This is a genomic window from Solibacillus cecembensis (assembly GCF_050272495.1).
GTDB lineage: Bacteria > Bacillota > Bacilli > Bacillales_A > Planococcaceae > Solibacillus > Solibacillus cecembensis.
Window position 1 is genome coordinate 78545 of sequence record NZ_JBNNMF010000014.1, and the last position, 13712, is coordinate 92256.

10 protein-coding genes are annotated in these 13712 nt (G+C 36.9%); 6 read left to right on the top strand and 4 right to left on the bottom strand.

Annotated elements, in window-relative coordinates:
- Window positions 1-189: 189 nt before the first annotated feature.
- A complete protein-coding gene (locus tag ACQKIH_RS13570; RefSeq protein WP_057982653.1) occupies window positions 190-2094 on the bottom strand; it encodes an endonuclease MutS2 in 1905 nt (634 codons plus the stop codon).
- A 522-nt stretch (window positions 2095-2616) separates the two neighbouring features.
- Window positions 2617-4005, bottom strand: a complete 1389-nt coding sequence (locus tag ACQKIH_RS13575; RefSeq protein ID WP_427766830.1) for an S-layer homology domain-containing protein — start codon at window positions 4003-4005, stop codon at window positions 2617-2619.
- Window positions 4006-4214: 209 nt separating this feature from the next.
- On the opposite strand from ACQKIH_RS13575, the gene ACQKIH_RS13580 reads away from it, so the two are divergent.
- The 3 genes from ACQKIH_RS13580 (at window position 4215) to ACQKIH_RS13590 (ending at window position 7743) form a co-directional block, all read left to right on the top strand.
- Window positions 4215-4889, top strand: coding sequence for a response regulator transcription factor (locus tag ACQKIH_RS13580; protein WP_427766917.1), 675 nt, complete (start codon window positions 4215-4217; stop codon window positions 4887-4889).
- A complete protein-coding gene (locus ACQKIH_RS13585; protein WP_427766833.1) occupies window positions 4886-6301 on the top strand; it encodes a HAMP domain-containing sensor histidine kinase in 1416 nt (471 codons plus the stop codon). Before ACQKIH_RS13580 ends, ACQKIH_RS13585 begins: the two co-directional genes overlap by 4 nt.
- 251 nt (window positions 6302-6552) lie before the next feature.
- On the top strand, window positions 6553-7743 hold the full coding sequence (locus ACQKIH_RS13590; protein WP_427766835.1) for an MFS transporter: 1191 nt from the start codon (window positions 6553-6555) through the stop codon (window positions 7741-7743).
- A gap of 99 nt (window positions 7744-7842) precedes the next feature.
- Here ACQKIH_RS13590 and ACQKIH_RS13595 read toward each other — a convergent pair whose 3' ends face one another.
- The gene (locus ACQKIH_RS13595) at window positions 7843-9531 is read right to left on the bottom strand and encodes a stalk domain-containing protein (RefSeq protein WP_427766838.1); all 1689 of its coding nucleotides are present in this window, start codon (window positions 9529-9531) and stop codon (window positions 7843-7845) included.
- 478 nt (window positions 9532-10009) lie between these two features.
- Here ACQKIH_RS13595 and exaC point away from each other — a divergent pair, with 478 nt between their 5' ends.
- Together exaC and ACQKIH_RS13605 are read left to right on the top strand one after the other, a co-directional pair.
- The gene (gene exaC, locus ACQKIH_RS13600; RefSeq protein ID WP_057982643.1) at window positions 10010-11530 is read left to right on the top strand and encodes an acetaldehyde dehydrogenase ExaC; all 1521 of its coding nucleotides are present in this window, start codon (window positions 10010-10012) and stop codon (window positions 11528-11530) included.
- An 81-nt stretch (window positions 11531-11611) separates the two neighbouring features.
- On the top strand, window positions 11612-11947 hold the full coding sequence (locus ACQKIH_RS13605) for a DUF779 domain-containing protein (protein ID WP_057982641.1): 336 nt from the start codon (window positions 11612-11614) through the stop codon (window positions 11945-11947).
- Between the two features lie 54 nt (window positions 11948-12001).
- Here the strand turns inward: ACQKIH_RS13605 and ACQKIH_RS13610 are convergent, their stop codons facing one another.
- The gene (locus ACQKIH_RS13610) at window positions 12002-13054 is read right to left on the bottom strand and encodes a YkvI family membrane protein (RefSeq protein WP_427766842.1); all 1053 of its coding nucleotides are present in this window, start codon (window positions 13052-13054) and stop codon (window positions 12002-12004) included.
- 205 nt (window positions 13055-13259) lie between these two features.
- Here ACQKIH_RS13610 and ACQKIH_RS13615 point away from each other — a divergent pair, with 205 nt between their 5' ends.
- Complete coding sequence (locus tag ACQKIH_RS13615; protein ID WP_057982637.1) at window positions 13260-13682, top strand: hypothetical protein; 423 nt, start codon at window positions 13260-13262, stop codon at window positions 13680-13682.
- Window positions 13683-13712 lie beyond the last annotated feature (30 nt).

Sequence of the window (13712 nt, forward strand, 5' to 3'; positions counted from 1 at the left end):
AAATAAGGCACATCTTATTCAATTTCGAATAAGATGTGCCTTATTTCTTTAGCTATTTCTTTGAGTAAGCTTTACTATTTGCTTCTAGTTAACAGCGAATACCTTTGTAGCCCCCTGAAACTGCATACCAAATAATACTTCAAGGCCCTTATAAGGTATATCGATCCCACATGACCAAATATTACAGCTTTATTCAATCAAGCCTTTCTTAATATCTTTGGCAACTTTCTTCAGCGCCTTTTTGGAACCTCTCTCCATATCATGTTGGAATTTTCGCTCCGTAAAGCTGACGAAAAGCGTGTTTAAATCATAACCTTCTGGATATAAATCCGACGCTTTTCCTTGAAGTTCTAACCTTTTTACATTTACCTTTATCACTTCATTTTTATAAAACACAGATACATTATTGTGATTGTCCATTTTCTCATACACAATTCCAAAATCGTCATGTTCCGCCAACTTTACTCTGTCTCCCATTTCGAAATCATATGTTACTTCTTCTTGAATCGTCACTTGAACTGGCTTCTTCACTTTACTTTCTTTCACACGCTCTAAGTTGTACTCTTTATTGTCGATATAAAACTTAGCTTTTTGTAATACCTTTTCGCGTAAGTTCATTTTTTTAGAAATCCACAGTGCATTACTGTCCCCTGACTTCCCGATTAATAGTTTATACATAGGTGCTAACACTTCACTATCGAATAGCATCGCTGCGTTCATGAAGTCACTATGAATTTCCGAATAGCGCTTGATTTCCCCATAGTGAGTCGTCGCAACTGTTATACAGCCCATTTGATAAAATTCTTCGAGTATCGCAATGGCTAGCGCCGCCCCTTCGTTTGGTTCTGTACCACTACCGATTTCATCAAAAAGGAGCAATGTATTATTCGTAGATGCATTCATAACTTCTGAAATGTTTTTCATATGAGATGAAAACGTACTTAGTGAATTTTCAATACTTTGATTGTCACCAATATCCACAAATATATGATCGAAAACTGCAATTTCTGTCCCCTCATTTGCTGCAATATGAAATCCGGACATGACTGCAAGCGTTACAATTCCTATCGTTTTCAATACGACTGTTTTCCCACCAGCATTCGGTCCTGTAATAATTAAACTGCGATAGTCACTGCCTATTTCAAAATCTAAAGGGATAATATTCCCTGACAAAAGAGGATGCTTACAACTGTTCAATCTGATAAATCCATGATTATTTAGCTTGGGCGCCATTCCATCTATACTTTTACTAAACTTCGCTTTCGCAAAAATCATGTCATACTGCGCAATTACTTCAATATTGATCGATATTTGTCTAATATGCTCTAGTATACTTCCTGTAAGCGTTGCTAAAATTTGATATTCCTCTATTGCTTCTTCGGCTTTAAGGATTGCTAATTCAGCATTTAACTTGGAAACCGCAGCTGGTTCAATAAATACTGTGGACCCTTTAGATGAGATTTCAACGATTGTACCTGCCACTTGATTTTTATACGATGCTTTAATCGGCACGGTGAATCGGTCATCTTTCTTACTAATAAAGAACTCTTGGATATACTCTTTATTCGCACTGCTTTTTAAAAATTTATTTAAACGTTCTTCTATTTTTTCTTCTGCCTTTGCAATATGATTGCGAATTCGCTTCAGTTCTTTACTCGCCTCTGAATCCACTCGATTTCCTCTAATGGCATAATTAATTTCCTCTTCAATACTTTGGAAATCCGTCATCGAAAAGGCGAAAGAATGTAAAACAGGCGCAAAAAACTCTTTGCCCATCATAAACTTCTTGATTATTCTACAGCCTCTCAAAAAGTCCGAGATTGTGATTAACTCCGTTGGGCTAAGAATGATTCCCTTTTCAAGCTTTTCCATCAGATGATTGATGTTCGAAATCCCTTTAAGCGGAAGATGGCTCTCTGCATCGAGTAATTTTCTTGCTTCTGTCGTCTCATTTAGTCTATTTTGAACAACTTTTAAAATACTGCTAGGTTGTAGCTTATCAATCAATTCTTTCCCTAAACCACTAACACAATGGGATTTCACTATTTCTTTTAGTTCGTTATATTGTAATTTATCATTTGTCATTAAATTCATTTTTAGTCCTCCTCATATAGAAAAAAATGCCCGCAAAAAACTATCCTACCTTTCCATTTTTACGGTTGAACCGAAAAATGGGTAGAAAGCTCCCGCGGGCATATGCTTTGTGGTCATCACAAAGCCATTTTATCGTTAACAAAAATAAGTTGGATTAAAAAAAGCATAACAGGACAAAACCCGCCATGCTCTTCATCTTAACACCCATGATGTTAAACGAATATATGGAAAAGGAGTCAGTCTTCAGGTAGGTATTCACAACGTTTCATCAACACTGTGAAACAAGGCATACTTAATAAACCGGAGTAAATCCAGTTAAAAAAAACCTTATTAAACTAAAATTTGATTAGTTCATACCTACTTCTAACAAACCCACCACACCTTTAATTAAGAATAAACTCAATATAGCATTTTAATGCATTGTAGTCAATTTGCTACTATAATAAGTGTAAAAAAGGGGCACCTAGTTACTAGGTGCCCCTTTTTTACATAAATTTACTCGTTCCCTCTTTTAAAAATTATTTATTGATTTGGATTTGGTTGCTCATTTGGCGAACCTGTTCCTTGGTTTGGATTGTTCGGTTCATTTGGTGATCCCGTTCCCTCGTTTGGATTGTTTGGCTCATTTGGTGATCCTGTACCTTGGTTTGGATTGTTTGGCTCATTTGGTGATCCCGTTCCCTCGTTTGGATTGTTTGGCTCATTTGGTGATTCTGTTCCCTGGTTTGGATTGTTTGGCTCATTTGGTGATCCAGTTCCCTCGTTTGGATTGTTTGGCTCATTTGGTGATCCTGTTCCTCCATCTGGATTCGGTGATTCATTTGATGAACCCGTTTCTTGGTCTGGAGTCGCTGGTTCATTTGATGAATCTGTCTCTAAGTCTGGATTGCTCGATTCATCTAGTGTTGGTACAGGCGTTGGAATAACCGGTGTTATTGAGTTAATCGGTGGTACTGTCAACTTAACCGGAATCGTCTTGCTTTCTTCGTTCTTCACCACGTTACCAAAAAGCGTAATTAGACCATTCACAGTTATAACTGGTGTCTTAGACAAATCAAGCTGGAATCCTTCATGCAATTTGATAATGATTGATTTTCTGTCCTCTGACAACTCATAGCTGTTGAGCTTTGGATCTAGTGGGACTCCATTAATCATAATCTTAGATAAATCGACTGAGTCTGCGTTGACACCCGCTGTTAGAGTCAAATGTAGTTTGTTCCCCACTACGAAGTCGGCTCCAGACACTTCGAGAGGTTTGGTTTCTTCAATTGTTCTGGCAGTTTCGAAACTTCCAGTAACAAGTAACTCGCGACTTGCTAAATCCTTTCCGCCGAACGTACCATCTGGAGAGTTACTTAATAACCCTAATTGAAGCGCTGAAGAAACATACCCGCTTGCCCAATTGGATACAGTACTATCGCTAACAGGCGTTGTCAAACTAGCTTCCCTATCCTTACCTAATCCTCGAACTAGAAATGTGGCCAATTGCTCTTTAGTCACATTTCCTTCTGGGTTATAGGTTCCATCACCAAAACCATCAGTAATCCCTGCAATTTTAAGCGCTTCAATAAAAGGTAGTGCATAACCATTTGCAGCATCGTCCACTTTTACGTCCGAGAATGAGGATGTTTTAAGATCCCAGTTAATAGGCAAGTTATAAATACGCGCTGCAACCTTAGCAAATTGAGCCCGATTCATTTCTTCTACTAGTCCAAAAGTACCTTCTGAAACACCGTCAAAGATACCAGCTGAAATCATTGCATCAATCTTCGCCTTCGTTGCTTCATCTAAATCTTTGAGGTCTCTAAAGTCGGCTGATGTCTTCGCCTCGATAACGTTAGTACCTATAAACGCTGCTGGTGTCAAACCTATAGTGAGTACCATCATCCACTTATAAAATTTCCTACTCATAACCTAACATAACCTACCTTCCTAATAATAATTAGTAATAAATAACATCTTTAATTATAACAAGGAATAAAACGAGTTTTCTTAACGAATTCTTAATAGTTAAAAAAATATGTATTTTCTAATTTATTATTGTTATGATTTTATCGTGAATAAAAATCAGTTACATATCATTTAAGGAGGGGGAGAAATTCATCATCAATCAAATTTTAATCGTAGATAACGAGCCAGAAATTCGACAGTTAATTCGGATACATTTAGAACAAGCACAATTAAAGGTCATAGAGGCCAATTCAGGGCGACAAGCAGTTCAATGTTTACAGGAAAATAATATTGAATTATTGATACTGGATCTCATGATGGAAGATGGCAATGGATTTGAGGTGCTACATTATTTACGAGATGTCAATGCTGGGCCATTAGTAATTGTCCTTAGTGCCAGACAAGACGTTGAAGACAAAATTTTGACACTTGGATTAGGTGCAGATGATTACGTAACAAAGCCTTTTAGCCCCATAGAATTAGTTGCTCGTGTACAAGCACAATTAAGAAGAAATCGCCCCCATTCTACTTACCCTGTAAAGGTTATACGTTTAAATAAATTTGAGTTAGATATCGACAATTATATATTGCGAAATGATGGGATGTTATTTCATGTAACGCCAGTAGAATGCAGACTTTTGGAATTTTTCATGCAAAATCCAGACCGTGTTTTAACTAAAAGAGAAATATACAAGCACGTATGGAATCATGAAAACTTTGATGCTAACAATTTAAGTGTTTTTATAAGCAAACTACGAAGCATTCTTGAACCCACAAAGGACTCCCCTCATTACATACAAAGCATACGTGGAATCGGTTATAGATTCTCAGGAGATGGACAATGAAAAATCAAACAAAGCTATGGCTGCTTATGCTCGTTAGTGCAATTGCCAGTATTCTTCTGTTCGTTTCACTTAGTCTTTTAATAGGGAAAATAAGTGATAGGGGATATAATTTAAATAGCTTAAACAACCTCTCGCAAGAAATTCTTACTACGATAACAACGCAGCAAGCTTTTCATGCAGCAGATATAAAGCCCATACTGGATGGTGCTTATAAAAACCACCCTAAAATTCATTTTGAATGGGTTGCAGCTGACGGATCAACAATTTATGATACCCTCGGAGAAAAGAAAAAGTATGATTTTAAACAACTTGCCGATCGTATGCTTCTTATGCCAGAAAGTCTTTGGGGTGCTGATGGGCCAGTAACACTAACTTTTTCCGTTAGCCAAAATGATCAACACTTTTATCTACTAATAGGTTTGTCCAGCGATGCTTTGAAACAAGGACAATTTTATTTTTTCATGCGCTCCTTTAAAATCTTGTTAGCTTTTATGTTACCGTTAATTGTAGCCTTCTTAGTTCCTTATATACTATCTCTATGGTTTTTCTATTCCATGAAAAAACGCATTAACAAGCTCAATCATGCTATAGAACACCTTAACCTTCATAGTGACATCACTTTACTAGATGACATGAAAAAAGATGAAATCGGACAGCTAACTACACATTATAATGCCATGGCACTCCGTATTCAAAATCAAGCCGAACAAATCAAGCAATTTAGCAACAGACGTAAGCTACTACTATCTAATCTTTCCCATGACCTACGCACTCCTTTAACAATGATTCTAGGCTATGCAGAAACGATTCGAACTGGATTGTATAAAGACGAGAAGGAATTGCAAGCGAGTGCTAAGATTTTACTACAACGCTCTCGTTATATGAATACGCTTTTAGATCAATTATTAGATATTACAAGACAAGACGAGGGAAATTTCGAATTATCTATTACAAAGCATAATGTATCTGAGATGATGAGAAAAATTGCTGTAGACTACTTGATGTTTTTAGAAGGACAATACTTCACTGTTCAAGTAAATATCCCCGATGAAGATATTCATGCTTGGATCGATGCCTCTCTAATCGAAAGGGCATTGCGAAATTTATTGGACAACGCGATACGTTACGGTTCGGATGGCCAATATCTTGAACTCGGACTTTCGAAAAAGAATGGTTCCCTATTCATGACAGTTATCGATAAAGGACTTGGCATTCCAATAGAGAATCAAGAACATGTTTTTGAACGATTCTACCGTGTTGATAGCAGCAGAAAAGGAGTAGGTCTTGGCATTGGACTTTCTATTGTCAAAGAAATTATTTCCTTCCATGGTGGAACAGTCACCTTCTCGAGTGTTCCTTTTAAAACTGTATTTGTTATCCAATTGCCAATTCATCCACTCGAGCAATACTGAAGCTCAACTAAAATCTCGTCATTTTCTTCCTGAGAAATAAAGTTTTAAAGTAGTGTAAAAATCATGGGATTCACAAGCCTAGAGATTCCTCCTGTAAATGTTGGTGTGGTACCTTACATTTTACATGGAATCTCTTTTTTTTATTAGCATTTTGGTAAAACTCAGTTAATCAACAAACTTGATATGGTATGATATGTAGGTTGTTTTATACTATATAACACATTTATATTCATCTAAGAAAAGAGGTACTTATGCACTCCACACCATTAACGAAGCGACATTGGTTGCTCATCTTCACACTTACTTTATTAACATTTGTTCTCGGGACAAGTGAATTTATGATTGTCGGAATCTTAACCGAGATTTCCTCAAGCCTTCAAATAACAAATGCAATGGCAGGCACGCTTGTTTCTGCATTTGCCATTACGTTTGCCATCGCCACACCGCTCGTAATGTCAGCAACAAGTCATTTTCCAAAGCGGAAATGGATGTTGTTATTGATCGTTTTTTTCATCGTTTTCAATGCATTGTGTGTCATTTCAACGAATTACGTTATGCTCCTTGCACTTCGAATTATGACAGCGGTTGTAACGGGCGTATTAATATCTTTAGCGATGATCGTTGCAAGTGAAACGATGCCAAGTAACAAACGCGGACTTGCGATATCATTCGTTTTCGGTGGATTTACACTTGCGAATGTCGTTGGTGTCCCACTCGGTATTGTTATTGCTGAATCGTACGGCTGGAATGCCACGTTCATGCTAACAACTTTCCTTGGAGGCTTAGCATTTTTAACATCCTTTTTTGTCTTGCCTAATGGACTCAGCCAATTGCGCAGTTCTATCCGGGATCAAGTTTCTTTATTGGTCAATCCAAGAATTTTAATGGCCTTTTTCATTCCTGCACTCGGATTTGGTGCAACTTATACAGTCTTTACGTACCTAGTTCCTATTTTGCATGGAATGGAAGTACCAAGTCAATCGGTTAGTTTAGTATTATTTGCATACGGATTTATTTCGATTTTCAGTAATATACTTGCTGGTAAAATCGCCAGCCACAATGCAATCGGCCGCCTTCGATTTGTATTTCTTGTACAGGCTGTTGTTTTGACAAGTTTATTTTGGACGACAAATCATTTTACATTAGGTCTCATAAATATTGGATTCATGTCGTTAATGGCCATCCTTTTAACAACATCTACACAGCTTTATTTAATCGACCTTGCTGAAATTTATCAGCCAAAAGCAACAGGGCTCGCTGCTTCACTTATGCCAGTAGCAAGTAATGTAGGGATCGCTTTTGGTTCTGCATTAGGCGGCATTGTCTACCATCAGGGGGATTTAATGAATGTTACATGGGTCGGTGGAATCGTGGCAGTCGGTGCAGCTCTGCTAACTTTCTTTAGTTATCGTTTGGATCAAAAACAGAAGCAAGTAGCATAAAAGAGATGCGATTAATGTTTGGCTAGCTATCTATAACATTTCAAAAAGAAGTATCAAGGACATTTAGTTCCTTGATATTTCTTTGTTTACACGATCTTATTAATCCATTTTCATTTCATAAACTGTTTTTTTATTACCTTTCGTAGTAAACCAAATAAGTTTGTTGTTTATAACGATTGGCTGGACTTTTGATAATTCGAAGTCAGGCAATGTTTGCACAGCTGATGTCATCTCGCCCTTGCCATTTAAATAAACAAATTTAAAATCCTCAGCGTTTGAATTTTCCGTATATTCTTGCCATAGCACTACGAATTTATCATTATTGACTTTAACAAGCGTTGGAGTCGTTGTGTACAAATTGGATTTTTCATAATTTGCAATTTCCGTTTTTATTATATCTCCTTGTTCCTTAGTAAAGCCTTTTTCCACTGCATACACGTAAATATTTCGCTTATTCACATCGCCACCTACTAAGTCAAACGATGTATACCCATAATTATTATTTTGATTGATTGAGTTAAAGGCTACTAAAAGATGGTCGTTTGATTGTTCAAATCCACCAATTGAAACGCCTGTTACATTGGCACCTGTAGCACCTGAAATTTCAAAAATAGATTTTGAATTATCTTTAGAATTACCTCGATTTAATACTAATGAGCGCGGATACGCATCCCCATGATCTAAATATACAGGTGAATTTCTATCAAACAGCACATATTGGTCAAATGAGTGGCTTACATGATTCCATGGAAACGGCTTTAGCTCATTCATTACTTGCATCGTCTGCGTATTAATTTCAAATGTTAATTGCGATTGGTGGTTCAGTCCATCATCACCTGTATAACGCGTACGTGATGTATGATAAGCCAAAACATCTCCCTGCTCTGCCATACGTCCTGTTGCCGAATTAAATGGTATAGTTGTAGTGATTGCATCTCCCGTAATCGATGCAGCCGCAATTCGGTTAAAGTTTTTGTCATACTTAACAACTCGGATGACTTCTTTATTTGACTCTTCCTTATTTTCTTGACCATACGAAATGTAGTTAAACTGTTCCCCGCTATAAAATGTTCCGAAAATTGGGAGCTCTAATTTTAATTCTTTTGTTGCTTGCACTTTGTAGTTTGGATCATATGTTGTAATCGTAATTTCATCATTTACATCAACTGTTGTAATCGTATTATTACTATTTTCATAGATAAAACTAGTAACAGGTTCTGCCCATCGAGGATGCTCACCCGATTTTAAATTAGTTCCGTCAAAATTCACTTTACCAATGTAATGAACACCTGCGATCGGCTCCGTTTTCACTGTTACTTTATTTTCCTTGGCATCATAGCCTACTTCAATACCAAGAATTGCTGATAATTCTCGTAACTGAAAATAAGTAGCATTGTCAATTATGTATGCTTTCATTGAGAAGATTTTATCGTCTTTCAATAGCTTTGTTTCATTGTATGTAATGTTATAGGAATCATCTTTCGCGTAATCATACGTAGCATAGTCAAACGAATATTGTTTCTTTGGGATAATTTGAATCATTTTGTTTTTTTGATCCCATCCAATATCAAACTTACTCGACCCTTCTGATAAAATTTGTGCTACATCGCGGAGCTGGAAATAATTATTGCCTTCAATGTTATATACACCCGCAGTATAATGCTCATAATTCAACAAAATATCCGTCATCGTTGGAGTTACCTCAATTTCCTTTGCCTCTACTTTCGAAACAGTTAAAACAGTCATTAATAGCATCATCATGGAAAACATTACTTGAATTTTTCTCACTTCTACATCTCTCCTTTTGTATTCACCAATCATTTTATCGGCGAACCTTCTTTAAAGCTTAACGTCAAATAAAGTTAAAGCCCTTTTGAAAATTGATTAAGAGTTTTTACTAGACATTATTTTATTGAAATCCAATTTAACCTTACATCACACAGAAATAAGGATAGAATTTTTATTCATATAAATTAGTTTAAATTCACCTTATATCTATCACTCACTTTTGTTGTATATCAAAATAATTATAATAATATATCGATATATAGGTGCCCCATCATTCAATTATCTATATAAAACCGACTGTATCAATACAACCATTTTTAGTTTTATTCAAAATAATATACAACTTTCCCTCCCAAAGTGATTTCACAATATTTCTTTGTAAGCCTTTTCATTTGTTAAATCTAATCTCCTTATGCATAATTTAAGTATAAAGTTTATTCAACTTTAAATACGAGATTGATGATAGGAGTTTTATATAATGATTTATTCAAATCCTAACACTGCTGGTGCAGTAGTAAACTTCAAAGAGCAATACGAAAACTTTATTGGTGGAGAATGGGTAGCACCAGTGGGCGGCGAATATTTTGACGTAAAATCCCCTATAACTGGGAAAGTATATACAAAAGTGGCACGTTCTAAAGAAGCTGATATTGAATTAGCGCTTGATGCAGCACATGCAGCAAAAGATGCTTGGGGTATGACTTCAGTTGCTTACCGCGCGAACATTTTAAATAGAATTGCAGACCGCATTGAACAAAACTTAGAAATGATCGCTGTTGCAGAAACTTGGGACAACGGTAAAGCTGTACGTGAAACTTTAAACGCTGATATTCCACTTGCAATTGATCACTTCCGTTACTTTGCTGGTGCGATTCGCGCGCAAGAAGGCGGTATTTCTCAAATCGATAATGATACAGTAGCATACCATTTCCATGAACCAATCGGTGTTGTAGGTCAAATCATTCCTTGGAACTTCCCATTATTAATGGCTGTTTGGAAAATCGCTCCTGCATTAGCTGCGGGCAATACAATCGTAATGAAACCAGCTGAGCAAACACCTGCTTCAATCTTAGTATTAGTTGAATTAATTCAAGACTTATTACCAAAAGGTGTATTCAATATTGTAAACGGTTACGGTGTAGAAGTTGGTAAACCACTTGCTACAAACCCACGTATTAATAAAGTTGCCTTCACTGGTTCAACTGGCGTTGGTCGTTTAATTATGCAATACGCTACAGAGAACATTATTCCTGTAACATTAGAGCTTGGTGGTAAATCACCAAACGTCTTCTTCCCAGATGTAATGGATGCTGATGATGAGTACCTAGATAAAGCAATTGAAGGTTTAGTTATGTTCGCATTAAACTCTGGCGAAATTTGTACTTGTCCGTCTCGTGCATTAGTACACGAATCAATCTATGACAAATTCATGGAGCGTGTATTAGAACGCGTTAAAGCAATCAAAATTGGTAACCCACTAGATTCAGAGGTAATGATGGGTGCACAAGCTTCTAACGAACAATTAACAAAAATTCTTTCTTATATTGAAATCGGTAAAGAAGAAGGCGCTGAATTATTAATCGGTGGTTACCAAAACAAATTAGACGAAGATCAAGAAGGTGGATACTATGTCGCACCAACAATCTTCAAAGGTGACAACAAAATGCGTATCTTCCAAGAAGAAATCTTTGGTCCAGTATTATCTGTAACGACATTCTCTACTTTTGAAGAAGCAATGGAAATCGCTAATGATACTGAATTCGGTTTAGGAGCGGGTGTATGGTCTCGTAATATGGATACAGCTTACCGCGCAGTTCGTGGCATCCAAGCTGGCCGTGTGTGGACAAATACTTACCACCAATATCCTGCACATGCTGCATTCGGTGGATTCAAAAAATCAGGTATTGGCCGTGAAAACCATTTAATGATGTTAGAACATTACCAACAAACGAAATGTATGTTAGTAAGCTACAACAAATCACCACAAGGTTTCTTCTAAGCCGTCAATCTACTAATCTATCCCCCGTTTAATTTCAATAAAACGGGGGACTTTTAACTTAATTCCAAGAGGTGAATACAAATGGAGAAATTAATCGCAACTCAAAAAGCAGTGGATGTGATCGAATTACTAAAAAACAAGCATGGCAATATCCTGTTCGAGCAATCTGCAGGCTGCTGTGACGGTACGGTTCCAATGTGCTATCAAACAGACGGGCATTATATGAGTAGTCAAAATCTATTAGTCGGTGAGATTGGGGGTGTGCCCTACTATATTGATAAAAAACAATATGAATATATGAAGCATATGCAAATCATTGTCGATGCAATCGAAGGACAGGGTGCTTCCTTTTCACTTGAAAGCGTTGAAGGATTTGCGTTTATTACGCACTCGAAGATACTTAAAACAGAGCAATAAATACGTTATTTCTAGCACTCAAAAAACGCACCTCTGCTTAGGAAGTGCGTTAAATTATGCTCTTTTTTTAGTTTTCCGAAACCACGTCATAATAATCGTAATAATTAATACAAATCCTAAATAACCCATTGTTGAATAGACTTTTCCAACCAATGTTGTGAAACCTACTAAGCTTACCCAAAGTCCAAGTAACCCCACGAAAACTACAGTAGGTTTAAACATATTATCTTTCGGTCCAACAAAACGAACTGTAAATGCATAAATCATCCCAACCGCGGTATTGTACATCATTCCAAGTAGTACAATCGCCATCAGAACACCTACTACAGGATGAATTTTGTTGGCTAATTCAAGTGTAGGCATATCCACCCCTGCAACAACATCCATCTTCACAAGCATTGTTACATTAATTAAAAGAATTAAAACTCCTAGCATAATCCCCCCAAAAATACCACCCATGCCAGCTACTTTGCGATTTTTTACGGTTCCCCCCATTACAATTAACATCGCCGCGCCTGCCGCTAAGTTATATGAAACATACAGCAATGTACTAACAAACCAGTTTGACGCTGCGGAAGTTTGAGTTTGCGCGATTACATTTGCCTCGGAAAGAGAAATTTCCATTGTAAATAAGGAATAGATTAATATGACAAAAATGATCGTCATTAAGTATGGTGTAAGAAGCGCAATTAAATTAATGATACTTTTTACATTTAAAAATAGACTAATGATGGTCACTACTACCATAATCGTGCTACCAACCAAAGAATCAATGTCAAACATTTGTTGGAATGTAGCGCCCGCACCAGCAAACATGACAACGGCTACACCAAATAGCAAAACCGTAATTAAAAAATCTAAAATTAGTCCAATATAACGTCCACCTAAGTAATAGACTACCTCTTTGTGAGACGTTGTTTGAAAATCTGAGCCTAACTGTGCAAGCGTCATTCCTAATAAAGCAAAGGCAATCATCGCAATAACTCCGCCAATCATTCCCTTAAGTCCAAAGCTTGTAAAATATTGCATAATTTCTTGTCCAGATGCAAAGCCCGCACCAACAATCATCCCGACAAATGCGCCACCTATTTGCATACTTTTTTTCATCGGTTCACCCTCTAATTTATCGAATCCAAAACAACTCTTAAGCACCTTATTCAAATATTTAGGATTATATGACATTTATAATTGCTTCTGATTACCAAAATAGAGCGAAAATATGGCTTTGTTTATAAAATCAGGCGAATTCCCACTATGCCATTCATTTTTTCACATAACTTATATGGATTACTAATGAAAGAAGGTATGCATTTTGTATCATAATCAATTTGATGAAAGTCCAAATGGTCAACCATTTAATCAATTCTTCCCTCCAAGTTTCAGTGGCCCTAGTTCTCCACCTCCAGGATTTGGCGGACCTGGTTACCCTCCGTCCATGAGTCAACCATCAATGGGAGGAAATACGCCAGCACCAACTGCAGCGCCCCCTAACTTTACACCAGCAATGCCGATGACAACAGCTTCATCTAGGTCTGGTTCACACTCTGGTTCTAGTGGAATTAGACGTTGTATTTATCGTAATACATTCATTTGGGAAAGAAATGGCCATAGTTACTGGTTTTTCCCAACATTTGTTTCCAGAAATGTTATTTTAGGATTCCGTTGGGGACGATTCGGCTGGGTATTTAGCACGATTAATCGCGATTCCATTCTGACATTCCAATGCTTTAATTAATACATCGGATGTGCTATAAAGGTTAAGACA

Bases quoted from the DNA above. Each gene is read 5' to 3' on its own strand.
- ACQKIH_RS13605 (WP_057982641.1), top strand. From the start codon at position 11,612: ATGGAGAAATTAATCGCAACTCAAAAAGCAGTGGATGTGATCGAATTA.
- ACQKIH_RS13570 (WP_057982653.1), bottom strand. From the start codon at position 2,094: ATGAATTTAATGACAAATGATAAATTACAATATAACGAACTAAAAGAA.
- exaC (WP_057982643.1), top strand. From the start codon at position 10,010: ATGATTTATTCAAATCCTAACACTGCTGGTGCAGTAGTAAACTTCAAA.
- ACQKIH_RS13590 (WP_427766835.1), top strand. From the start codon at position 6,553: ATGCACTCCACACCATTAACGAAGCGACATTGGTTGCTCATCTTCACA.
- ACQKIH_RS13610 (WP_427766842.1), bottom strand. From the start codon at position 13,054: ATGAAAAAAAGTATGCAAATAGGTGGCGCATTTGTCGGGATGATTGTT.
- ACQKIH_RS13585 (WP_427766833.1), top strand. From the start codon at position 4,886: ATGAAAAATCAAACAAAGCTATGGCTGCTTATGCTCGTTAGTGCAATT.
- ACQKIH_RS13575 (WP_427766830.1), bottom strand. From the start codon at position 4,005: ATGAGTAGGAAATTTTATAAGTGGATGATGGTACTCACTATAGGTTTG.